Raw genomic sequence first — 21633 nt, forward strand, 5'->3', positions numbered from 1 at the left:
GGGCCAGCGAAAGCACTTCGAGTCGAACAGAGAAGGCGCGAGTTCCCTAGCCATGACACAGAGCGAGACCCACCCGTCGCACTACAGAGGAGTAGAGATGGTCAAGATTCGGAAGTCCAGAAGGACCGTATTGTGGGGGGCGTCGATTCTCGCAACCGCGTCGCTTGCCCTCACCGCATGTTCCGGAGAAGGGGCCGGTGCCAGCCAGGCGCCGGCTGACCTGACAGAAGTGCACGTCGATCTGTCCACGGCTGTGACGTCGATAGATCCGGCCACGGGCCCCTACCTGTCCGACTCGGTGATCGTCGGGCTGACCAGTGGTCGACTCGTACAGTTCGTTCGGGGCAGCGCGACCGAAACGGAGCCCGTACTCGCCGAGAGCGTGACCGCCTCCAGCGATGCCACGACCTACACCGTGGTCCTGAAGCCTGATCTGACGTTCTCCGACGGCTCGCCGTTGACGAGTGAAGACGTGGTGGCGTCGCTCACCAGATTGCGGGACATCCCCGGACCGAACCAGAGCTACGCGGAGATGATCGTCGATCTGGCAGCACCCGACACGACGACGGTGACCATCGGGCTGAGCATGCCGTTCGCCGGTTTCGATCAGATGCTTGCCGTCCCGGCCATGGGCATCGTTCCCGCCGCCGCTGCGACGAACGAGGACTACTTCCAAGGCGAGCCCGTCTTCTCCGGTCCTTACGTCCCCGAAGGCAACGTCAAGGGAAGCTCGTTCTCACTCGTGCGGAATGAGACGTTCGCAGGAACCCTCCCCTCCATCGACAAGCTCGATTTCAGTGTGGTGGCCGACACTCCCACCAGCGTCAAGCGCCTTCAGAGCGGAGATGTGGACTTCATTCCCGCGCTGCCGCACGAAGTGTCGGCACAGCTCTCGGGAGACGTGACGGCTCGGCAGGTCGACGGTCTCGCGAGTCTGTTCATCGTGCCGAACAATCGGCCGGGTGGACTGTTCGAAGACGTGCGCATCCGCCAGGCGATCGCGTGGGCCATCGACCGCGAGGCCCTGGCCTCGTCCGCGTTCGGGCCGGACGTCATACTTCAGAGTGGGCCGTACCCTGCCGTGGCGGACTACCCGGTACCGGTGAAGGTCTACGCGGAGCAGGACATCGCCCAGGCGGAGAAGCTGCTCGAAGGTACCGCCTGCGAGAACGGTTGCTCGTTCACCGTCAGCTACTTCGCGAGCGCCTCAGACGAGGCGGGGCGAGTGGCCGCTGTGCTTCAGCAGCAGCTCGAGCCGCTGGGGCTGAACATGAACATCCAGCCCGTCGAGGATCAGCAGTTCATTCAGAACTCGGTGGACGGTGCGTTCGACCTCAACATCGTCACGTTCAGCAAGTTCAATGCTCCGAGTTCTGCGAAGGGCAACTTCGACCCGGCGGCCACGATGTGCATCTTCGCCGGTTGCGAGAACGAACAGATCGCGCCCGCATTCAATGATCTGTTCGGAGCTCAGACGCCGCAGGACCAGGAAGCGGCATCTGCCCAGGTGTTGCGGGTGTTCGAAGAGTGGACGCCGATCATTCCCGTCTCTGGCGTGACGGGCAGTTACGGAGTTCGATCCAACCTCGTCGACGTGATCGGTCTGCAGCCGAACTCGGAGTTGTGGATTGCCGGCCAGTAGGCCGCGCGCCCTCGCCCGTCGCCCGAGCCTCTCGATTCACGCGCAAGGAGATGACATGAGCGGGTTTGTAGTCGCCTCCGTCTCAGCTCAGGGTGAGAGATCATGAGTGCCACGACGGAGGCCATCGCGGCCGGCTCCTCCCCGGCCCGGGGACGACGCGGATGGTCACGGTTGGTGCGGAGAGTCGGGCAGAGCATCCTGCAACTCATCATCGTGGTGGCGCTGATCGTGGTCGGGACGGCGGCGCTCGTCCGGCTCGTACCCGGCGACCCGGCGCAGGCCATTCTGGGTATGCAAGCGACGCCCGAGACGCTCGAGGCGTTGCGTGCTCAACTCGGTCTGGACCAACCGCTCTTCTCTCAGGTCCTGAATCAGCTCGCGGGGCTCCTGATCGGCGACTTCGGAACGTCGATGACTTCGGACCAGCCGGTCTTCTTCATCGTCGGTGAAGCCCTCCCCGTCACGCTTTCCTTGGTTGTCACGGGGATCCTCTTCACACTCGTCATCGCTGTTCCGCTTGGTCTCCTCCCCGCCTTCGGGGTAGGCCGTCGAGGCGTTCGCGTCCTCCGGATGTCGATGGTCGTCCTCATCGCCATCCCGTCCTTCCTGATCGGTATCTACCTGCTCATCCTGTTCAGCGTTCAGCTTCACTGGGCGCCTGCGGGGGGTTGGTCGAGGGAATGGCCGAACACGCTGCGATACGTCTGGCTTCCCAGCTTGGCCCTGGCGCTGTTCATGACGCCGATCTTCGTCCGATCAATCGAGCGTGAGTCGACGAGATTGATGGGCGAGGAGTTCGTGGAGGCCGCGATCAGCCGTGGCGTCTCGCGGCTCTCGCTCGTCGTCCGGCACGTCCTGCCCAACGTGCTTCTCCCGATCATCACCCTCGTGGGATTCAGCATGGCGGTGCTCATCGGCGGCGCGGTGGTGATCGAGGCGCTCTACGGGATTCCGGGAATCGGCTCCGTAGTCGTGACGGCCGTCGGGCAACGCGATTATCCCGTGATCGTCGGGGTGACGGTGTTCACAGGCATCTTCACGGTCGTGATCAGCCTCATCACCGACATGATCTACACGATCGCCGACCCAAGGGTGCGTGTTCAGTGACTACCATTCCGCGGACAGCCGCTATTCCTCTCGCGGCGAAACGACGCCGTGCCGAACGTGGTCTCACGGAGATCATCGCCGGCGCGGTGGTGCTCCTGCTCTTCGTGATCATGAGCTTTCTCGCGCCCGTCCTCGTCGGCTACGGCCCCAACGAGCTGGGCGGGCCGCCTCTGGCGCCACCATCCCCTGAACACCCGTTCGGGACCGATGTGCTCGGGCGCGACGTGTTCGTCCGGACTTTCGTCGCCGTCCACGTCGACTACCTCGTGGCACTGGTAGGGGCGTTCGTGTCCCTGGCGATCGGGACACTCCTGGGCACTCTGGCCGGCATGGCGAGGCGGCGCGCCTGGGGTACGGTCCTGATGAGGGTGACAGACGCACTCATCGCCGTCCCCTTTCCGCTGCTGATCCTTCTGATTCTGCTCACCGTCGGCAACCAGGTCAGTGTGCTGGGCACGCCGCCGGGAGTGTTTCAGATCCTCGTCGGGATCGTGGTCGTCGGCTGGTCGATCTATGCGCGTCTCGCGCGTGCCGAGGCCGCTGGTCTCCGATCACGCGAGTACATCGTCGCCGCCGAGTTGATGGGATATGGGAAAGGTCGGATCACGTTCCGCCATATCATGCCTGCTGTGATTGCCGTGACCGGGACCTATGCGGTTGCCGACGCCGTGATCATCGTCGGATTCGTCGCCAGCCTCCCGTTCCTGGGAGCTGGTGTACCGCCGCCCACTCCGGAATGGGGATCGATGATGTACGAGGGGCGCTCCTCGATCGTCTTCGCCTGGTGGCAGGTCATCTTCCCTGCGCTCGCATTGACCATCTCGGCGGTCGCGGCGTCGGTCATCGCCGACGGACTGCTCGATCGCACTTCGCGCAAACTGAGGAGACAGGAATGACGCTGGACACTGCGCCGGAAGCGCAGCTCAGCCTGCGAGTCCGAGACCTCGAGTTCTCAGTGGGAGACAGCGTCAGGCTGGGTCCCATCACGCTGGAAGCTGCTCCCGGAACGACCCTCGGCGTGGTCGGGGAGACGGGTTCCGGAAAGTCCCTGCTCTGCCGCGCCCTGGTGGGAATGCTGAGCCTCTCCGGTGGAACCATCGACGCAGGCTCGATCGAGTTCCAGGGCGAAGAATTCGCGCGAGCCGACAACCGCCGCTGGGCTCAACTGCGGCGACGACGCGTCGGGTACATGCCGCAAGCCTCCATGGCGGGCCTCAATCCCGTGCGTAGGGTGGGCAGTCAGCTCAACGACATTCTCGTCGGCGCCCGGGCACTGAAGCTCGACAAAGCACGCATGCTCATGCAACAAGTGCAGATGCGCGACCCGGACCGCGTGCTTCGCAGCTATCCCCACGAGCTTTCCGGCGGGATGCGGCAGCGCGTGATGCTGGCCTTCGCGCTCGCGGGCGACCCCGACATCCTCGTCGCTGACGAGCCGACGACGGCCCTGGACGCGACGGTCCAGAACGAGGTGCTCGGTTTGATCCAGCAGGTGCAGAAAGAACGAAACATGGCTATGGTCATCGTCTCGCATGACATGCGTGTGATCCGCCGAGTCTGCGATCGAGTTGCCGTGATGTACGGAGGTCGTATCGTCGAACTCGGCCCGACATCGACTGTCTTGTCCGCACCGTCCCACCCGTACACGAGAGCTCTACTCCAGGCAGATCCTACGCTCGCAGCGCGTAAGACAGTTCTGGGTGCGATACCGGGCGCGCCGCGACCACCCGTCGATTGGCGGGACGGTGGTTGTGTCTACCGCGAACGGTGCCCGTTCGCCACCGAAGTGTGCGCCCAGTCGGTGCCCGAGCTCAGGAACGTGCGCGAGGGCGACGCAGCCGCGTGCCACCATGCAGAAAAGGTCGTGGCAGCATGAGTGACACTCCCGCGATCGAGCTACGCGACGTGCGCTATCGGTACACCGGAAACGGTCCAGAGGTCTTGAAAGGCATCAGCCTCGCAGTTCCGGCGGGCACGATCACAGGGCTCGTCGGAGAGAGCGGATCGGGGAAGTCAACCCTGGGTCGACTAGTCGTCGACGAGCGCCGACCGACGGACGGCGACATTCTCATCGAAGGCAGACGCTGGGATCGCAATTCGCGTAAGAACGGTATGCGTCGATCCGTGCAGATGGTGTTTCAGGATCCGTTCGCGGCACTGAACCCCTACTTGTCACCGCTCGCCGCTGTGACCGAGGCGGTTGCTGTCGCAGATCGGCAGGGGCGCGCCAGGGCGCGAGACCGGGCGATCGAACTGCTCACGCAGGTCGGTCTCAGCGGTGCCCTCGCAGAGAGGGCTCCCAGTTCCCTCAGCGGTGGTCAACGACAGCGCGTCGTGATCGCCCGCGCGTTGGCATGTCGGCCTCGGGTGCTGGTAGCGGATGAAGCGACATCCGCACTCGATGTATCCGTGCAGGCACAGATTCTGAATCTCTTGATGGGGTTGCAGCGGGAGCTCGGGTTGACGATCCTGTTCATCAGTCACGACATCTCGGTGATCAATCATCTGACGGACGAAGTGGCGGTGCTCAAGGGCGGTGTGATCGTCGAAAGCGGTGCGACCGACCAGATCATGAACGCGCCGCAACATGCCTACACGCGCACTCTGCTCTCAGCGTTCGGGCACACACCGATCCCTCCCGGCGTACTTCCTGGTTGAACCGGGTCCGGCGGGCGCTGCGCTCGCCACTCAGTTGCCGCCGCGGAACATCCACTGGCGACGATGGGGATGAGCGATCGTCCACCAGTCATCCAATGACCAAACAGTTAGAGAAAGGCATCCGGCATGATCAACGAGATTCCCGGTGCGACAGAATCTCTGTCGTACCTCCCCGAGCAGATCTCGCAGAACTTCGCGACCATCCGTGACGCAGGCTACGACGTCCGGGAATACATGATCTCGGCTCCGGCGCGCGTTTTCGCCGATAGCAACGGCGCTCTTCCCCATTCGGTGACCGCCACTTCCGAGTTTACGAGTCGCGTCGTCAGCGTCTTCCCGGTCAGTCCGGAGAGGTTCAGCGGGAACGTTCACTTCGAGCTCTTGAACCCTTCGGGCGGGATGGAGTCATCGATGTTCTGGCCTGATGCAGCCGGATACATCCTCCAGCGCGGTGATGCCTACGTGGGACTCACCTGCAAGAACGTGATCGTGGAGGCCCTCAAGGCAAGCTCCTCTACGCGGTACGCGCACTTGTCGGTAGGGCACGACGGGCTGCTCTGGGACATGGTCGCTGCTGTCGCGCGGGCGCTCCGCACGTCCGAGGGCGGCGGTATGCTCCCTGGCCTCAAGCCGGCGGAGCGGATCATTGCGAACGGATGGTCGCAGTCGGGTAGCTTCCTTCGTACTTACCTTTCGGAGCATCTGCACGACCTGCACAGTCTCGAGGCTGGTCACGACATCATCGACGGCTATGTGATCGGGGTCTCAAGTGGCGGGTTCGGGCCGATGGGCTATGTCAATATCGACCGGGATGGTGAACTGGACTTCGACGAAGACTTGAGGCCGCTCGGGGACTTCGATCAGCTTCAGCTCGATGACCCGCGGCGAGTCGTCCGGGGGGCATCGGTGCCCGTCATGGAGTTCATGACTGAAGATGAGGTCATGCAGCACCAATGGCACAGTCGGGGGGACAGCGACACGCCAGGTGACCTCTACAGGTGCTATCAGATCCCTGGTCGCGGTCACATCAGCGGGGTTCGCAGAGTGTATTACGAGAAGCCCGTCGATGGGCGGCAGGTGCCCGAGAGTGATCTGGCCGATGAGCCGGAACATGTGGCGACGATCTTCCTCCTCGCAGCGGCCCTTGACAACCTCATCCTCTGGACCCGGGGTGTGACACCGCCCCGCGCCGATCCGATCTTCGTGGACATTCCGGCGTCGTATGTCCGGGATATGGCGGGTGTGGATTACCGAGCGTTGCGCTCGGCGAAGGACTCCTCAGGGCATGCGAGAGGCGGGGTCCGGTATCTCGACGTCGACGTGCCGCGCACATCGATGGCCGCCGATGTCGATGGCCCGTTGACGATGAAGTACTGGGAACATCGGGCCCTTTCCGCAGACGAGATGCGAGGCCTCTATGGCTCAGTCGAGGTCTACAGAGAACGCGTCGAGAGGCGGTTGGCGGAGCTTGTCGAGGCGCGTTGGTACCTGCCTGAGCACGTGCCGGCCGCGTTGCACCATGCCCTCAACGGCATTGACTTCTGAGCGTCCGAGAACTAGTCCTGAGAGGAACAGGAAATGGCTTCCAAGATCTTTGTAAACGGTTCGATCTATGTGACGGGGGTCGGCTCGCGGCCGGCTGCGGTCGGCGTCGTAGACGGTGTCATCGCTGCGATCGGGGCCAGAGGCGAGGTGGGCGATCGAATCGGGCAGGCCGACGAGATCGACCTCGCCGGCGGCTTGCTGAGCCCGGGTTTCATCGACGCCCACCTGCATCCGATCATGGGAGGGGCGGAACGGGGTCAGTGCGACCTCAACCAAGCGGCGACCCGCGAGGAGGTTCTTCGAATCGTCGCTGAGTTCGCGGCGAAGTTGCCGGAAGACGCGTGGGTGACCGGTGGGGGGTGGAGACAGGACCTTTTTCCGAATGGTCTTCCCACGCGCCAGGAGCTCGACGCGGCGACAGGCGGTCGTCCGGCCATCCTGCGCAGCGGGGAGCGGCACAGTGCGTGGGCGAACACCGCGGCTTTTCGCGCAGCGGGAATCGGAGTGACCTCGCCTGATCCATCCGATGGGCGCATCGAGAGAGAAGCAGACGGATTTCCGTCCGGTACCCTGCATGAGGGAGCCATAGTGCTCGTGCAGTCCGTCGCACCCGAACCCGATTTCGATGCCATGCACCGCGGGTTGCTCGTCGCCCAGGATCACTGCTTCTCGCACGGAATCACCGGGTGGCAGGACGCCATTCTACGAGTCCACGACAACGGTGTCGATGCCCTCGACGTATACCTTCACGCGCTGGAACGCGGCGACCTGCAGGCGAAGGTCCGGGGCGCCCTGTGGTGGGACAGGAACCGCGGACTGGACCAGGTTGGCGAATTGATCGAGCGCCGGAATCGTGCGCGCGAGTGGGCGCCACGTTTCCGCGCCGATTCAATCAAGATCATGCTGGACGGGACCTGCGCAAACTTCACCGCGCTCCTCACCCAGCCGTACCACGATGGTCACGGTCATGCCACCGAGAACCATGGGATGAGACTCGTGCCTTTCGAGCAACTCGGGTCTGCCGCCAAGGAACTCGACGCAGCCGGCTTCCAGATGCACTTCCACGCGCTGGGCGATCAAGCGGTTCGGGATGCGCTCGATGCGATCTCGTCACTGCCACACCCTTCCTTGCAGCGACACCACCTTGCGCACCTGCAGATAGTGCAGCCGGACGACGCGGATCGTTTCTCGACGCTCGGGGCGATCGCGAACCTCCAACCGCTGTGGGCGCAGAGCGATGCGTACATGCATGACCTGACCATTCCGTTCCTCGATCCTCAGCTACGCGAGTTGCAGTACCCTTTTGGGACGCTGGAGCGGGCTGGCGCCCGAATCGCGGCAGGGAGTGACTGGCCCGTCTCTGACATCAATCCGGTCGCGGGGATGCACGTCGCCGTGAATCGCAACGCGACGGGAGCGCCGAACCCGGGCCCGTTCCTCCCGGAAGAGGCCATGCAGCTAAGGTCGATCTGGGATGCGTACACGGCGGGTTCGGCCTATGTGAACGGCCTCGAGGACAGAGTCGGGAGAATCTCCGTGGGCTACGACGCCGACTTCGCCATCTTCGACACTGACCCGTTCACCGCACCTCCCGAGCAGATCGGGGAGACCCGCGTGGTATCGACCTGGGTGGACGGACGAGAAGTCTACTCACACGATGCTCGTGTCTGAGCGCCGCAGGCGAGCGCTCGGTCCCTCCAGATGCGGAGCGGGCAGTTGCGTTGCGACTTCCACAACCACAGACCCGACAGGAACGAGGAATCCGCATGCGTGAACCAGGCCTGGAACTTCTGTTCGAAGCGACCGGTGATCTCTCGGCTGCTGTGACCATCGGGAGTACCCCGAATGGACTGGAACGGGTGATTCCCATCCCCCCTGGTGGGCCTTTCGAGGGCCCGCACATCCGGGGCAAGATGGTCGGTGGATATGATTGGCAGCTGACGCGCCCGGATGGGGTCACCGTCATCGATGCGCTCTACCTTCTCGAAACGGACGACGGTGTGCACTTGCGGTGTCGCAATCGCGGTCTTCGTCATGGCGACCCCGCGGTGATGCAACGTCTTGCGGCAGGCGAGGAGGTCGACGCCGACGAGTACTACTTCCGATGCGTTCCCGAGTTTTCGGCCCCCGCAGGACGATACGGATGGATGAACGACAACATATTCGTGAGCACGGGCGCTCGGTTCTCTCAGTCGATCAAGGTCCGCTTCTACCGTTTGACGTAGTGGGCGACACGAACGGCGATTCCCGAATCATCTCGGGTGCCGCCAAGGGGGTAAGGCAATGACACAGTCAAGAGCGAGTCTTCCTGACGACCGATTTCTGGACTTCGTGAAGCTGGCTGGTGATCGCACCGCAGCCGAACTCGGGCATCTCGGAAGCGGACCCGCCGTGCTATTGACGTTGCTCACGCGTCGCGCCACGCGGCAGTTGGCGGACAGCGATAGCATGCTCCTGCCCGACGGCCTCACTTGGGCAAGCTTCCGTGTCTGCTTCACGTTGTGGGTTGCCGGGCCACTTGAGCCCCACCGCCTCGCATCTCTCACATCCATGAGCCGGGCCGCCGTGTCCGCTGCCCGCAAGACACTCGAATCCCGCCAGCTCGTGACGTCGGTCGGCTCGTCCACCGATCAGCGATCCATTCTCTTGTCGCTGACGCCGCAAGGCATCGACCTTGTCCGGGAGATCCACGAACGCGCGATGCGGAACGCTACCGCAGCCCTCAAGGCGCTGACGCTGCCCGAGCAACATATGCTCGTGGGGCTACTCGGGAAACTCGTAGACGACGATGGAGGCGCTGTACCCGCCGTCGACGGGTGAAGCACATGTGATCGCTCCACCGCGCTCGGGCAGAAGCTCCTTGCGGACGCGCTCGGTGCCGCCGCCGAGATCACCGCGACGGCTTCGAGCACGCGCGTCGGAGGCCCGCGAGGTGGTGTCGCTGCTCACAGGCAGGGAGCGCGAGGTTCTCGGACTGCTGGGGGCAGAAGCATCCAACGCCGAGATCGGTGGCCGACTGCATCTGGTCGAGGGCGTCGTCAAGGGCTATGTCAGCGCCATCCTGGCGTCTTCGCGGCGGCGGATCCGGTTGCTCAGGCCCTGGAGGGTTTCTCGCTCCACACCAGCAGGAACGCGCCGAGCGCGATCATCAGAGCACCACCCGTCGTGCCCATCGCCTCGATCCGACGCGGAGAGCGACCGAACCAGTCTCTGGCGGCGCTCGCGAGCAGCACCCAGAGGGCGTCGCAGGCCACGCCGATCGTCACGACGATCGCGCCGAGGACGAACAACTGCAGCGGGACCGACCCCGCCCGAAGGTCGACGAACTGGGGGAGGATCGCGAGGAAGAACGCGATCGACTTCGGGTTCGTGACGCCGACGATGAAACCCTCCGCGAGGAGTCGGTGACCCGACCGCTGCGGCTGCGCGCCGGTGATCGCATTCGCGGCATCCTTCCGATGCCGGACGGCCTGGATGCCGAGGAAGATGAGGTAACCGGCGCCGAGGACCTTCACGGCCGTGAACAGCACGGCTGACTGGGCGATCACGGTGCCGACTCCGAGTGCGACGCCGATCACCAGGACGATCGAGCCGATCGCAGTGCCGAGGATGCTGAGGAAGCCGCCGAGGCGGCCCAGCGCCATGGCGCGCCCGATCGTGAACAGCACGGTCGGGCCGGGGATGGCGACCATGATGAACGCCGCGACGATGAAGGTCGTGAGGGTCGCGGTGCTGAACATGGTGATGCGAGCCTAGTCCCCGATGAAGTCGCGTATGAGCGGAGCCGCCGCCGCTGAATGCGTCTCAAGCAGCAGATGTCCGGCGTCGAAGATGTGCGCCTCCATCCTCGGCAGGTCCCGCATCCACGACACTGTTTCGGCGAGATCGAAATAGATGTCGTGCCTGCCCCAGATCAGCAGCCCGGGCGGCTGCCACTGCGTGAGGAACTCGGCGATCTTGTTCCACCGGGCAATGTAGGTCGCATAGTCTGTGACCAGTGCGCGCTGGGTCTCCATCCGGCCCGGCAGATTCATCACCCGCCAGTCCTCCTCCCAGCGTTCTGCCGGGATCTTCTCGGTGACGTCTGCGGGGACACCCGAGAGGTACTGATCGCGCGTTCCCTCGAAGGTGAGGTGGGCCATCGCTGCGGCCTCGTTCTCCGGGTCCGGGGCCGCCCAATACTCCAGCGTCCGGTCCCAGCCGGCGTTGAATCCGCTCCGATGGGCGTTGGCGTTCTGGATGATCAGGCCCCGCACTCGTTCCGGTGCGGCCATGGCGATGTGGAACGCGACGGGGGCGCCGAAATCGTGGACGTAGAGATAGAGCGGTCCGATCTCGAGGCGATCCAGAAGTTCGGAGATCGCCTCTCCGAAAGCGGTGAAGCCGGGGTCGGGCAACGGATCGGACTCACCGAAACCCGGCAGGTCGGGTGCGACGACATAGACCTGTGGCGCCAGCGCCGCGGCGACATCCTCGAACATCCGCGCGGAGTTCGGGACGCCGTGCAACAGCAGCAGCGTCGGCCTGGACGGCTCTCCCGCGGTGAGGAAGGACAGCTCTGCATCGCTGGAGAGGCGGATTCGTTCTCGCGTGATGGGGTTCATGCTCGTGCCACGGTCTCAGTCGCTCAGCCGGCGGGGTACGCGCTGATCCGCAGCGACCGGGCGAGGTGCACCGCGTTGCGGGTGGCGGTCGCGATCGACGATGCCACCTTCTCCGGAGTCTCCGGCAGGTCCTTGTAGTCGGTCGTCTGCATCGCTTCGCCGTTCCAGTACACCGATCCCTGCGCCGGAAGCGAGAAACCGACGTCGTTCAGGGCCTGGAACAGGATCGCTGCGATGTGGTGAGCGCCATCCTCGTTGCCCACGACCGCCGCGATCGCGACCTTGTCGAACAGGATCGGGCGGCCCTGCTCATCGGTCTCGCTCAGCTCCGCGTCGAGGCGCTCGAGCACGCGCTGAGCGACGCTGGAATGCTGTCCCATCCACGTCGGCGAGGCGAACACGACGATGTCCGCCGCCAGTACCCTCTCCCGCAGAGCCGGCCACGCGTCGCCGTCGCCCATGTCGGTCACCACGCCCGGAAGGATGCGGTGATCGACGGGGCGGATGCGGTCGTCGTCGACGCCGAGTTCAGCGAGAGCATCCAGCACCTGCCCGCCGAGTTTCTCCGTGCTCGACGTCGCGGGAGACGGCTTGAGCGTGCAGTTGATCATCAGTGCGGTCAGTCGATCGTCCATCCCCGCACGATACGGACATCCCCGCGAAGCGGCACAGGGGCTTTCGCGCCGCCGGAGTGTGTACTAAGCCCGGCTGTTCCCCGGGCTACTTCCGGTGCGCTGCGTAGTATGCGAGCAGCGCCTTCGTCGACGCATCCTGACCCTCGATCGCTGCGGTGTCGCCCTCGATCGCCGGAGCGATCTGCATCGCCAGCTGCTTGCCGAGCTCGACGCCCCACTGATCGAACGAGTTGATGCCCCAGATCGTGCCCTGCGTGAACGTGATGTGCTCGTACAGCGCGATGAGCTGGCCGAGCACCTGCGGCGTGAGCGCCGGTGCGAAGATCGACGTCGTCGGGCGGTTGCCGGCGAAGGTCCGCGCGGCGACGAGGGCGCCGGTGGTGCCTTCGGCCTCGACCTCCTCGGCGGTCTTGCCGAAGGCGAGGGCCTTGGTCTGCGCGAGGAAGTTCGCCAGGAACAGGGCGTGCACGTCCTGGCCGTCGTCGGCGAGGGGGTAGGCGGGGTTCGCGAACGCGATGAAGTCTGCCGGGATCAGCCGGGTGCCCTGGTGGATCAGCTGGTAGAACGCGTGCTGGCCGTTGGTGCCGGGCTCGCCCCAGAACACCTCGCCGGTGTCGGTGGTGACCGGGGTGCCGTCCCACCGCACGGACTTGCCGTTGGACTCCATGGTCAGCTGCTGCAGGTACGCAGGGAAGCGACTCAGCTGCTGCGCATACGGGAGCACCGCGTGCGACTGCGCGCCGAAGAAGTTCACGTACCAGACGTTCAGCAGGCCCATCAGCACCGGGACATTGCGCTCCAGGGGAGTGGTCCGCACGTGCTCGTCGACGGCGTGGAACCCGGCCAGCAGATCGCGGAACGCGGCCGGGCCGAGTGTGATCGCGAGCGACAGCCCGATCGCGGAGTCGACGGAGTAGCGGCCACCCACCCAGTCCCAGAAACCGAAGGCGTTCACCGGATCGATGCCGAAGGCGGCCACCTTGTCGAGGGCGGTCGAGACGGCGACGAAGTGATGCGCCACGGCATCGGTACGAGCCTCATCCGAGTCGCCGATCGCACCGGATGCTTCGAGCCCCGTCCACAGCCAGTCGCGCGCGAGCCGCGCGTTGGTGAGCGTCTCGAGCGTCGTGAAGGTCTTCGACGCCACGATGAACAGGGTGGTCTCGGGGTCGAGGCCGGCAGTCTTCTGGGCGAGGTCGGTCGGGTCGATGTTGGAGACGAAGAGGGCCTGGAGGCCGGCATCCGCATACGGCTTGAGGGCCTCATAGACCATGACCGGACCGAGGTCCGAGCCGCCGATGCCGATGTTGACGACGTGCGTCACCTTCTTGCCGGTCACGCCCAGCCACTCGCCGGAGCGCACCCGGTCGGCGAAGGCCGAGAGCGCGTCGAGCACGGAGTGCACGTCGGCATCGACATCCTGTCCGTCCACGACCAGCGCCGGCGCGGCGCCGGCCGGACGTCGCAGCGCAGTGTGCAGCACAGCGCGGTCCTCGGTGGTGTTGATGTGCGCGCCGGCGAGCATCGCGGCGTAGCGGTCGGCGACCCCGGTCTGCTCTGCGAGGCGGAGAAGAGCCGCGATGACCTCGTCGGTGACGAGGTTCTTCGAGAGGTCCACATGCAGATCCGCGAGGGGCAGCGACAGCCGTTCGGCGCGAGACGGATCTGCGGCGAACCAGGCGCGGAGATCGGGGGCGAAATCGTCGCGGAGAGCGGTGAGATCGGACCAGGCGGGGGTACGGGTCGGGTCTACGGGAGCGGCCATGGGTACATCCTAGGATTGCCGAGATGAGCGAGACGACGGCACCCGGTAACATGACGCCGCCCTGGTGGCGGCGGCTCGTGCTCAACTTCCTCACCTGGGGATTCGTGCTCCTGGCAGCCGCCACGGCGCTGACCCTGGGAACGGGGAACCTCGACATCCTCCAGTTCCTGCTCATGATCGTCGGCGGCTGGTGCTTCGGCTTCGCGTTCGTGAACGCCACCATGCGGATGCCGCGCAACGGCGTGGTGCTGCACATCGCGGTCGCCGTGGCCCTGGGTGCCCTGATGGTCTTCGTCACCGAGTACGGCGGAGTGCTGATCGAGCCGCTTCCCGAAGCGGCGCGTGGCATCTTCGTCGTGCTCCAGATGGCGGCGATCCCGGCGACAGGGTGGATCTGGCTGGGGCTCCTCGGCCGCGTCACGGATGCGCTCACGCGCCGCGAGCGCAAGAACGCTCCGATACGGGTCGCCCCAGAGTGGGAGCGCGATGAGCGAGGCGACGGATCATTCGTGCGGTTCCTCGCGGTCGAGTTGCGGATGCAGCACCTCACCGTCGCCATTGCGGGGATCGTGGTCGTCGTCGGCGCGCTGTCAGTTGTCCTCCTGATCGCCTTGAATGACATCGTGCTGAGCCTCGGTCCGCGGATTCTGATCGTCGTGATCGGCCTCGTCCTCGGTCTTCCCGCCTACCTGGTCCTGACCGCGGTGCTTCGCCGGCGGACCGAGCAGTGCGCCATCGCGTTCGGCAACGACGAGATCCGCATCGACGTCGGGGGAGCAGAATCCGTCATCCGATTCTCCGACCTCGAACACCTGCGCTGGCGCGGCCGCAGCGACTACGCCAGGGTCGAGGTCCGCGGCGCGGGCGTCGACGTGTCGCTCTTCACGGGCATCGCCAAGGCGCCTGCGGGCTGGACAGTCGAGCTGCCTCGGCTGCCGCGACGGGTCTTCCGCCGGTTCGAGCTCGCGGGCCTCGTCATGGAGAAGTCGGCCCGCGGCGAGGTCATCACCTTCCGTCGCCCGGTCGGCACGCTCCCGGACGAGAAGTATCCTGGGAAGCGGCCGTTACGACAGGAGACCCCGTGATCCTCAGCTTCATCCTCTTCTTGATCCTCTTCCTCGGAGGCATCTGGCTGATGGGTCTCGCGCAGTCGCTCGAAGACTTCCAGGCGATCATCTTCATCGCCGGTCTGCTCATCATGTGCCTCTCGCTCGCGTTCATGATGCGCCAGGGCGGATCGGCGACGCGCCGCTCCAACAGCTGGTCGGGCAAGGCAGCCGAGTAGCAGAGTCAGCGCCTCCTGGCGAGGCGCGCGTCGAGGTTCGCCTTCACAGCCGGCCATTCCGGCTCGATGATCGAGAACTCGACGCTGTCGCGCAGCGCGCCGTTGCGGTACCGGGACATGGACCGCATCACGCCGTCCTGTTTCGCGCCGAGACGCTCGATCGCGGTCCTGGACTGGAAGTTCAGCCACTGCGTGGTGAGTCCCACCCGGAAGACGCCCAGCGTCTCGAACGCGTGCTGAAGCAGGAGGAGCTTCGACTCGGCATTCGTGCCGGTGCCGTGCGCCGACGGGCGGTTCCACGTGTAGCCGATGTGCAGTCGCGGAGCCTCGGGATCGAGGTCGTAGAACGTCGTCATGCCGATCACGCGCCCGGCCGCGTCGAACGCCGTGAACGGCACCATCTCGTGCTTCTCGCTGAGGTCGAGGCGCCGCTCGATCTCGGCGGCGACGCCGTCGGGTGCGGGAACGGACGTGTACCACGCGGTCTTCCAGAGATCGCCTTCCTCGACGGCTTCGACCAGCCCGTCGTGGTGGGCGCGCTCGAGCGGGCGGAGTTCGACCAGCCGGCCGGTGAGGGTGACAGGGGCGGGTTCGACGAGGAAGGCCATGGACACATTCAACCAGCGCGCGAGCCGCTCGGCGCGCGGTAGCGTTGCCCCATGAAGACAGTGCCGTTCGGATCGACAACCGCCCCCGCCGTCATCGCAGGAATGATGCGCATCACCGACAAGACAGATGCGCAGATCCGCGAACTCTACGACACCGCCCGCGCCGCCGGCATCGACTTCTTCGACCACGCCGACATCTACGGCGGCAGCATGCACGCGTGCGAGGCCCGGTTCGGGGATGCTCTGCAGCTGAGCGCCGCGGAGCGGGCCGAGATCGTGCTGCAGACGAAGTGCGGGATCGTGCCGGCGCAGGGCATGTTCGACTTCTCCTACGAGCACATCGTCACCCAGGTCGAGGGATCGTTGCGGGCTCTGCAAACCTCCCACATCGACGTTCTGCTGCTTCACCGGCCCGACGCTCTCGTCGAGCCGGATGAGGTCGCCAGGGCCTTCGACGAGCTCGAGGCCACCGGCAAGGTGCGCGCGTTCGGCGTCTCCAACCACACTCCGCGCCAGATCGACCTGCTGCGCACCGCCGTGCGGCAGCCGCTCGTGGCCAACCAGCTGCAGCTGTCGATCACGCACGCCCCGATCATCGCGCAGCCGGTCGCCGCGAACATGGCGGCCGAGGAGCAGAGCGTCGACCGCGACGGTGGCGGCATCGTCGACTACTGCCGCATCAACGGCATCACGGTCCAGGCGTGGTCGCCGTTCCAGGGCGGCTTCTTCACGGGCGTGTTCCTGGGCAACCCCGAGTACGCCGAACTCAACACCGTGATCGACCGGCTCGCGGCATCCTACGACGTCACCCCCATCGCCATCGCGACGGCGTGGATCACGCGGCACCCCGCGAACATGCAGGTGGTGCTGGGAACGACCACGCCCGAGCGGGTCCGCGACGCGGCAGCCGGTGCCGACATCGTCCTCACCCGCCCTGAGTGGTACGAGCTGTTCCGCGCAGCGGGCCACCTGCTGCCGTGACGGATCCCGTTCGACCGGCTCGGAGACCTCGTCCGTCGTCTACCCTGTAGCCATGCCGTTCCTGTTCTCGATGCTCGTCGTCGCGCTGATGATCGGCGCGCTGATCGACATCATCACGCGTGACGATTCGCAGGTGAAGTACCTGCCGAAGATGGTGTGGATCATCATCGTGATCCTGCTGCCGCTGATCGGCAGCATCCTGTGGTTCGCGATCGGGCGGGAGTACGGGGAGTCCGGGATCGCCATTCCGCGGATGCGCAGGGCATCGCGTCCCACGCCGACGGATGTACGGCCGGCTCCGGCCGCGCCCGTCGACACGCGCACGACGGAGCAGCAGATCGCCGACCTCGATCGCGAAATCGAGGAGTGGCGCCTGCGCCAGGAGGTCGAGAAGCGCAAGCGCGAAGAGGGCGGCCCTTCGGCCGGCTCGGAGGCGCAGCCGGGCTAAGCGGCGACCGCGAGGTCGTACGACTCCCTGATCGCCGGCTCCAGGGTCGGATACCGGAACTCGAACCCTGCTCGGGTGAGCTTCTCCGGGAGCACCCACCGGCTCTTCAGGATCAGCTCGGTCTCGGTGCGGATGCCGATGGCGCCGAGCTCCAACATCCATCGCGGCATGGGCGGGCCGAAGCCGACCCCGAGAACCCGGCGCACCGTCGCCATGAACTCGTTGTTGTCGACGGGATGCGGCGCGGCGGCGTTGACCGGGCCGTCGAGCGACGGCGTCTGCTCGATGAAGTCGATGATGCGCGCCACGTCTTCGACATGCACCCAGCTGAAGCGCTGCGTTCCGCGTCGTGCGCCGGGGAAGTGCCCGGTTCCGGCCGCGCGACGTCGCCTGCTCACCGGCCACCGGCCGTCGTGCTGCGCGCCGCCGAGACCTCGTCGCGCCAGGGTCTGCAGCGGGCCGAGCACACCACCGTGTCCGAGGACGATGGTGCTCCGCAGCGCCACCCGGCGGGTGTGCGGCAGGTCATCGGCGAACAGTGCCTGCTCCCATGCCTTCGCGACCTCGACCGAGAAACCCGTGCCGATCTCACCGGTCGACTCCGTCATCGGGCGGTCCTCCGCATGACGGTAGATCGTCGCCGTGGAGGAGTTCACCCAGAGCGCCGGTGGTGCTGCCGCTGCGGCGATCGCCCGGCTCAGAGAGGATGTGGTGTCGAGCCGGGAGCGGAAGATCTCGGCTCGATTCTCGGGTGTGTAGCGGCAGTTGACGCTCTTCCCCGCGAGCCCGATCACCAGTTCGGCGCCGTCGACGGCGCGGTCGATCCCGGTCTGGTCGCCCCAGCCGAGATCGGCGCCCGATCGCGAGATCGTGACGACCTCGCGCCCTGCCGCGCGCAGACGCGGTAGAAGGTACTGGCCCATGAACCCGGTGGATCCGCCGATGACCACTCTGCCTGCACCTACGGGTTCGCCTGCACTCACGGGGCTGCCTCCTCGATCCGATAGCTGAAATCGCCGTTGTACTCGTAGATCCGCCCGATGACCGGCGCGGTGATGGTCAGATCGACGTGCTGCCGACCGGTCACGTCGTCGAAGCGCTCGGTGAGACGGACGGCGGGGGAGAGGGGCCGCGGCAGGCGGATCCGCAGGCGGCCGAGCCGGATGCCGACGGCACGACTGGTGAGGGCGAGCGCGCCGCCCTGCACGTCGACCTCGAAGCATGCTGCGATCAGGCCCGGCTCGCCGAGCTCATCGACGACGCGGCCGTGGCGCGTGAGCGCGACCGCATCCCTCATCGTCCACGAGCCGCCGGCGAGGTGGAACTCGCGCTCGCCGACCGCGCGGGAGGCGATGGTGCGATTCTCCACGCGGAACGGCACATCGCTCTCCCAGCACGCGACGATGACGCCGCGTCGCTCGAGCGGGCGCAGGAACGGCCAGAGCCAGCGCCGCGGAGTGCCGATGCGATGGAGCACGCCTTCCCCGACGCCGACATCGCCGTCCGGGATCGCCCGGAAATAGGTCTGCAGGACGGGGTGCAGCTCATGGATGCGGTCGCCGAGTGCCCTGGCGTAGGGAGACTCCGAAGGGGGCACCCTTCGAGACTAGCTTTCCGGCGGGCGCAGCAACCGCTCGAGGAGCTCGAGCGCGTCCTGCTGCGGGACGGTGTCATCCAGCAGCCATTGCGTCTGGAGGCCGTCGGATGCGGCGACCACGAGCGCCGCGACGGCCCCCGGGTCGACGTCGGCGCGGATGCGTCCGGTGCGCTGCTGCGCGATGACCCGCTTGACGAGGTCGGCCCGCACCTCGGTGAAGCGATCGGTGGCGAATTCCCGAGCGGCGGGGTGGCCCTCCTCCAGCGCCGCGGCCACGAGAGATGAGTACAGCTGCACGAGACCGGGGACGGCGCGGTTCGCCTTCGCCGAGTGGATCATGATCTCGACGGGGGTCGGGGCGACTTTCGGCCGCGGGCCGGGGGATGGGCGCTCGGAGGCGGCGCGGTAGACGGCCACGAGGAGCTCCTCGAGAGAGCCGAAATAGTGGGTCAGGGCGGAGTGCGTGACACCGACCTCCTTGGCGATCGAGCGGAGGCTGGTGCGGTCCGCCCCGCGGGCCGCGAACACCTCGATGGCGCGATCGAGGATCTCCTGCCGTCGCGCGACGCCCTTCGCGTAGGTGCCGCGAGGACGTGGCGATTCGGAGTCGTCGGACATGGCTGAAGCCTAGCCGAACGAAAACCTCCAGTCGGAGGTATTTGTGGTAGCGTGCCTCGTATCGCGGGCGCTCGCATGCGCCTCCACGCGTCACCGACGACACAGAAGGAGCCCCACCGATGACGGTTCAGACATCCGTCCAGTTGTTCACGATCAAGGATCAGCTGGAAGCCGACCTCGAGGGCGCCCTCGTCGAGGTCGCGAAGCGCGGCTTCACCACGGTCGAGCCCTATGACTTCGTGCGCCGCGCCGAGGCGCTCGCCGCAGCCCTCGCCAACGCAGGCCTCACCGCCCCGAGCGGCCACGCCTTCCTCGCCTCCCAGTCCTTCGTCAACCCGGATGGCAGCGGAACCGACAACGCGGTGCCGTCGCCTGCTGTGGTGTTCGCCGCGGCGAAGGTTCTCGGCATGACCACGGTCATCGAGCCGTACGTCGAGCCTGCGCGCTGGACTTCCGTCGAGCAGATCGAGGAGACCGCTCGCCTGCTCAACGAGGCGGCGGAGATCGGCGCACCGCTCGGCATCCGAGTCGGCTACCACAACCACGCTCACGAGCTCGAGGCCGTGTTCGACGGTGTCACCGGACTCGAGGTGCTGGCCGGATTCCTCGATGAGCGCGTCGTGCTCGAGGTCGACCTGTACTGGGTGGCGCGCGCAGGTCAGGACCCGGTCGCCCTGCTGCAGCGCCTCGGCGACCGTGTCATCGCGGTGCACGCGAAGGACGGCACGCTCGACCCCGCGGCGGTCCAGGCATACCCGCCGGCGGATCAGGTGCCCGCAGGCGACGGTGTCGTTCCGCTCGTCGAGGCGATCCGGGCCGCTCCCGCGCTCGAGCTCGCGATCGTCGAGTTCGACCACTATGAGGGGGACCTGTACGACGCCGTCGAGCGCAGCCGTGTCTTCCTCGACGAGCAGGTGGCCGGCTGATGGGCTCGATCAGCGGACCCGTCGGCGTCGGCATCATCGGCGCGGGCAACATCAGCGACCAGTACCTGACCAACCTCACCGCCTTCCCCGACGTTCAGGTGCTCGCGATCGGCGATCTCGATGCTGATCGCGCACGTGCACAGGCAGACAAGTACGGCGTTTCCCGTGCAGGTGGCGTCGACACCGTGCTCGGCGACCCGGACATCGACGTCGTGGTGAACCTCACGATCCCGGCGGCCCACGTCGAGGTGTCGCTCGCGATCCTGGCGGCAGGCAAGCACGTCTGGACCGAGAAGCCGATCGGCGTGAGCCGTGAGGAGTCGCGACGGCTGCTGGAGGCGGCGGACGCCGCCGGCCTGCGCGTCGGTGTCGCACCGGACACCGTGCTCGGCCCGGGCGTGCAGACGGCGAAGCGCGCGATCGCGCGCGGCGACATCGGCCGGCCGCTGTTCGCGCAGACCACCTTCCAGTGGGGTGGCCCGGAGGTCTTCCACCCCAACCCCGCGTTCCTGTATGCGAAGGGCGCCGGACCCCTGCTCGACATGGGGCCGTACTACGTCTCCACGCTCGTGCACGTCTTCGGTCCGGTCGCGACGGTCGCGGCCCTCGGGCTGCAGGGCAGCCCGACGCGCCGCGTGCAGGTCGGTGAGCTCGCCGGCCAGGAATTCCCAGTCGAGATCCCGTCGACGCTGAGCGTGCTGATGGAGTTCGAGGGCGGGGGCCAGGGGCAGAGCATGTACAGCACCGACTCGCCGCTGGCGCGACAGGGCATCGTCGAGATCACCGGCACCGAGGGGACGCTGGTCATTCCCGACCCGAACACCTTCGGCGGCACGATCTCGATCATCCGTGGCGACCAGGTGGTCCAGGACGTCGTCCAGGAGGGCGTCCTCGCGGGTCGTGGCCTCGGACTGCTCGACATGGTCCGCTCGGTCGCCGCCGATCGCCCGCACATCGCCACCGGTGAGTTCGGGTACCACGTGCTCGACACGCTGCTGTCGATCGAGGAGGCTGCCGCCTCACGCAGCTTCGTCACCGTCGAGAGCACCCTCGGCGAGGTGGGCGCACTCGGCGCCGACTTCGACCCGTTCGCCGCAACGCTCTGATCGAGTGCGTCGCCAGCACCTCGGAGTCGGAGCTTTCCTCAGACTCCGAGGTGCTGCGCGCTCGCCTCGGCGCGCGTTGCTCGCGCTGAGGCGAAAGTCATGGTCGTC

Annotated in this window: 23 protein-coding genes and 1 pseudogene; 16 read left to right on the forward strand and 8 right to left on the reverse strand. The window is 66.2% G+C overall.

Annotated features, from left to right (window positions below; translation table 11 throughout):
- Positions 1–97 precede the first annotated feature (97 nt).
- The 10 genes and pseudogenes from CUR96_RS10325 to CUR96_RS18880 form a co-directional block, all read left to right on the forward strand.
- Positions 98–1642, forward strand: coding sequence for an ABC transporter substrate-binding protein (locus CUR96_RS10325; protein WP_281255054.1), 1545 nt, complete (start codon positions 98–100; stop codon positions 1640–1642).
- Between the two features lie 102 nt (positions 1643–1744).
- Entirely contained in the window at positions 1745–2749 is a 1005-nt protein-coding gene (locus tag CUR96_RS10330; RefSeq protein WP_102193235.1) for an ABC transporter permease, read from the forward strand.
- The gene (locus tag CUR96_RS10335) at positions 2746–3645 is read left to right on the forward strand and encodes an ABC transporter permease (RefSeq protein ID WP_146008146.1); all 900 of its coding nucleotides are present in this window, start codon (positions 2746–2748) and stop codon (positions 3643–3645) included. Before CUR96_RS10330 ends, CUR96_RS10335 begins: the two co-directional genes overlap by 4 nt.
- The gene (locus CUR96_RS10340) at positions 3642–4625 is read left to right on the forward strand and encodes an ABC transporter ATP-binding protein (RefSeq protein WP_102193237.1); all 984 of its coding nucleotides are present in this window, start codon (positions 3642–3644) and stop codon (positions 4623–4625) included. Before CUR96_RS10335 ends, CUR96_RS10340 begins: the two co-directional genes overlap by 4 nt.
- Positions 4622–5407 carry an ABC transporter ATP-binding protein gene (locus CUR96_RS10345; RefSeq protein ID WP_102193238.1) on the forward strand — a complete coding sequence of 262 codons (786 nt, stop codon included), beginning with the start codon at positions 4622–4624 and terminating at the stop codon, positions 5405–5407. The genes CUR96_RS10340 and CUR96_RS10345 overlap by 4 nt, the downstream gene beginning before the upstream one ends.
- Before the next feature lie 126 nt (positions 5408–5533).
- Positions 5534–6952, forward strand: a complete 1419-nt coding sequence (locus tag CUR96_RS10350; RefSeq protein ID WP_102193239.1) for an alpha/beta hydrolase domain-containing protein — start codon at positions 5534–5536, stop codon at positions 6950–6952.
- A gap of 33 nt (positions 6953–6985) precedes the next feature.
- Entirely contained in the window at positions 6986–8623 is a 1638-nt protein-coding gene (locus tag CUR96_RS10355) for an amidohydrolase (protein ID WP_102193240.1), read from the forward strand.
- A 95-nt stretch (positions 8624–8718) separates the two neighbouring features.
- The gene (locus CUR96_RS10360; RefSeq protein ID WP_102193241.1) at positions 8719–9177 is read left to right on the forward strand and encodes a DUF3237 domain-containing protein; all 459 of its coding nucleotides are present in this window, start codon (positions 8719–8721) and stop codon (positions 9175–9177) included.
- 58 nt (positions 9178–9235) lie between these two features.
- Positions 9236–9772: a MarR family winged helix-turn-helix transcriptional regulator gene (locus tag CUR96_RS10365; RefSeq protein ID WP_102193242.1), complete on the forward strand. Its 537-nt coding sequence runs from the start codon at positions 9236–9238 to the stop codon at positions 9770–9772.
- Positions 9741–10004 (forward strand): annotated as a pseudogene (locus CUR96_RS18880) (hypothetical protein); the annotation flags it as partial. The gene CUR96_RS10365 and the pseudogene CUR96_RS18880, both read left to right, overlap by 32 nt.
- A gap of 40 nt (positions 10005–10044) precedes the next feature.
- On the opposite strand, the gene CUR96_RS10375 reads toward CUR96_RS18880, so the two are convergent.
- The 4 genes from CUR96_RS10375 to pgi form a co-directional block, all read right to left on the reverse strand.
- Entirely contained in the window at positions 10045–10692 is a 648-nt protein-coding gene (locus tag CUR96_RS10375; protein ID WP_102193243.1) for a LysE family translocator, read from the reverse strand.
- A gap of 12 nt (positions 10693–10704) precedes the next feature.
- The gene (locus CUR96_RS10380) at positions 10705–11556 is read right to left on the reverse strand and encodes an alpha/beta fold hydrolase (RefSeq protein WP_102193244.1); all 852 of its coding nucleotides are present in this window, start codon (positions 11554–11556) and stop codon (positions 10705–10707) included.
- Positions 11557–11579: 23 nt separating this feature from the next.
- A complete protein-coding gene (locus CUR96_RS10385; protein ID WP_102193245.1) occupies positions 11580–12191 on the reverse strand; it encodes a flavodoxin family protein in 612 nt (203 codons plus the stop codon).
- A gap of 85 nt (positions 12192–12276) precedes the next feature.
- A complete protein-coding gene (gene pgi, locus CUR96_RS10390; protein ID WP_102193246.1) occupies positions 12277–13956 on the reverse strand; it encodes a glucose-6-phosphate isomerase in 1680 nt (559 codons plus the stop codon).
- Between the two features lie 23 nt (positions 13957–13979).
- Here pgi and CUR96_RS10395 point away from each other — a divergent pair, with 23 nt between their 5' ends.
- On the forward strand, positions 13980–15041 hold the full coding sequence (locus tag CUR96_RS10395; protein WP_102193247.1) for a hypothetical protein: 1062 nt from the start codon (positions 13980–13982) through the stop codon (positions 15039–15041).
- On the forward strand, positions 15038–15241 hold the full coding sequence (locus tag CUR96_RS10400; RefSeq protein WP_102193248.1) for a hypothetical protein: 204 nt from the start codon (positions 15038–15040) through the stop codon (positions 15239–15241). Before CUR96_RS10395 ends, CUR96_RS10400 begins: the two co-directional genes overlap by 4 nt.
- A gap of 5 nt (positions 15242–15246) precedes the next feature.
- On the opposite strand, the gene CUR96_RS10405 is transcribed toward CUR96_RS10400, so the two are convergent.
- Entirely contained in the window at positions 15247–15849 is a 603-nt protein-coding gene (locus CUR96_RS10405; RefSeq protein ID WP_102193249.1) for a GNAT family N-acetyltransferase, read from the reverse strand.
- Between the two features lie 51 nt (positions 15850–15900).
- Here CUR96_RS10405 and CUR96_RS10410 point away from each other — a divergent pair, with 51 nt between their 5' ends.
- Complete coding sequence (locus CUR96_RS10410) at positions 15901–16830, forward strand: aldo/keto reductase (protein ID WP_102193250.1); 930 nt, start codon at positions 15901–15903, stop codon at positions 16828–16830.
- 52 nt (positions 16831–16882) lie between these two features.
- Positions 16883–17278, forward strand: coding sequence for a PLDc N-terminal domain-containing protein (locus CUR96_RS10415; RefSeq protein ID WP_102193251.1), 396 nt, complete (start codon positions 16883–16885; stop codon positions 17276–17278).
- On the opposite strand, the gene CUR96_RS10420 is transcribed toward CUR96_RS10415, so the two are convergent.
- Genes CUR96_RS10420 through CUR96_RS10430 form a run of 3 tightly spaced genes read right to left on the reverse strand, consistent with a single transcriptional unit; the run spans position 17275 to position 19493 of the window.
- Positions 17275–18261 carry an epimerase gene (locus CUR96_RS10420; RefSeq protein WP_281255055.1) on the reverse strand — a complete coding sequence of 329 codons (987 nt, stop codon included), beginning with the start codon at positions 18259–18261 and terminating at the stop codon, positions 17275–17277. The two genes, CUR96_RS10415 and CUR96_RS10420, sit on opposite strands and share 4 nt — an antisense overlap.
- Positions 18258–18875, reverse strand: coding sequence for a DUF4166 domain-containing protein (locus tag CUR96_RS10425; protein ID WP_102193252.1), 618 nt, complete (start codon positions 18873–18875; stop codon positions 18258–18260). Before CUR96_RS10425 ends, CUR96_RS10420 begins: the two co-directional genes overlap by 4 nt.
- A 9-nt stretch (positions 18876–18884) precedes the next feature.
- The gene (locus CUR96_RS10430; RefSeq protein ID WP_102193253.1) at positions 18885–19493 is read right to left on the reverse strand and encodes a TetR/AcrR family transcriptional regulator; all 609 of its coding nucleotides are present in this window, start codon (positions 19491–19493) and stop codon (positions 18885–18887) included.
- 119 nt (positions 19494–19612) lie between these two features.
- Here CUR96_RS10430 and CUR96_RS10435 point away from each other — a divergent pair, with 119 nt between their 5' ends.
- Together CUR96_RS10435 and CUR96_RS10440 are read left to right on the forward strand one after the other, a co-directional pair.
- Positions 19613–20419 (forward strand): sugar phosphate isomerase/epimerase family protein, encoded by an 807-nt coding sequence (locus tag CUR96_RS10435; protein WP_102193254.1) that lies wholly within the window; start codon positions 19613–19615, stop codon positions 20417–20419.
- Positions 20419–21525, forward strand: coding sequence for a Gfo/Idh/MocA family protein (locus CUR96_RS10440; RefSeq protein ID WP_102193255.1), 1107 nt, complete (start codon positions 20419–20421; stop codon positions 21523–21525). Before CUR96_RS10435 ends, CUR96_RS10440 begins: the two co-directional genes overlap by 1 nt.
- Positions 21526–21633: the final 108 nt, after the last annotated feature.

It is taken from the genome of Microbacterium aurantiacum (assembly GCF_002872075.1).
In the GTDB taxonomy this organism is placed as follows: Bacteria; Actinomycetota; Actinomycetes; order Actinomycetales; family Microbacteriaceae; genus Microbacterium; species Microbacterium aurantiacum_A.

Bases quoted from the DNA above. Each gene is read 5' to 3' on its own strand.
- CUR96_RS10375 (WP_102193243.1), bottom strand. From the start codon at position 10,692: ATGTTCAGCACCGCGACCCTCACGACCTTCATCGTCGCGGCGTTCATC.
- CUR96_RS10395 (WP_102193247.1), top strand. From the start codon at position 13,980: ATGAGCGAGACGACGGCACCCGGTAACATGACGCCGCCCTGGTGGCGG.
- CUR96_RS10405 (WP_102193249.1), bottom strand. From the start codon at position 15,849: ATGGCCTTCCTCGTCGAACCCGCCCCTGTCACCCTCACCGGCCGGCTG.
- CUR96_RS10385 (WP_102193245.1), bottom strand. From the start codon at position 12,191: ATGGACGATCGACTGACCGCACTGATGATCAACTGCACGCTCAAGCCG.
- CUR96_RS10415 (WP_102193251.1), top strand. From the start codon at position 16,883: ATGCCGTTCCTGTTCTCGATGCTCGTCGTCGCGCTGATGATCGGCGCG.
- CUR96_RS10435 (WP_102193254.1), top strand. From the start codon at position 19,613: ATGACGGTTCAGACATCCGTCCAGTTGTTCACGATCAAGGATCAGCTG.
- pgi (WP_102193246.1), bottom strand. From the start codon at position 13,956: ATGGCCGCTCCCGTAGACCCGACCCGTACCCCCGCCTGGTCCGATCTC.
- CUR96_RS10365 (WP_102193242.1), top strand. From the start codon at position 9,236: ATGACACAGTCAAGAGCGAGTCTTCCTGACGACCGATTTCTGGACTTC.
- CUR96_RS10350 (WP_102193239.1), top strand. From the start codon at position 5,534: ATGATCAACGAGATTCCCGGTGCGACAGAATCTCTGTCGTACCTCCCC.
- CUR96_RS10360 (WP_102193241.1), top strand. From the start codon at position 8,719: ATGCGTGAACCAGGCCTGGAACTTCTGTTCGAAGCGACCGGTGATCTC.
- CUR96_RS10440 (WP_102193255.1), top strand. From the start codon at position 20,419: ATGGGCTCGATCAGCGGACCCGTCGGCGTCGGCATCATCGGCGCGGGC.
- CUR96_RS10410 (WP_102193250.1), top strand. From the start codon at position 15,901: ATGAAGACAGTGCCGTTCGGATCGACAACCGCCCCCGCCGTCATCGCA.
- CUR96_RS10330 (WP_102193235.1), top strand. From the start codon at position 1,745: ATGAGTGCCACGACGGAGGCCATCGCGGCCGGCTCCTCCCCGGCCCGG.
- CUR96_RS10380 (WP_102193244.1), bottom strand. From the start codon at position 11,556: ATGAACCCCATCACGCGAGAACGAATCCGCCTCTCCAGCGATGCAGAG.
- CUR96_RS10345 (WP_102193238.1), top strand. From the start codon at position 4,622: ATGAGTGACACTCCCGCGATCGAGCTACGCGACGTGCGCTATCGGTAC.
- CUR96_RS10340 (WP_102193237.1), top strand. From the start codon at position 3,642: ATGACGCTGGACACTGCGCCGGAAGCGCAGCTCAGCCTGCGAGTCCGA.
- CUR96_RS10325 (WP_281255054.1), top strand. From the start codon at position 98: ATGGTCAAGATTCGGAAGTCCAGAAGGACCGTATTGTGGGGGGCGTCG.
- CUR96_RS10355 (WP_102193240.1), top strand. From the start codon at position 6,986: ATGGCTTCCAAGATCTTTGTAAACGGTTCGATCTATGTGACGGGGGTC.
- CUR96_RS10430 (WP_102193253.1), bottom strand. From the start codon at position 19,493: ATGTCCGACGACTCCGAATCGCCACGTCCTCGCGGCACCTACGCGAAG.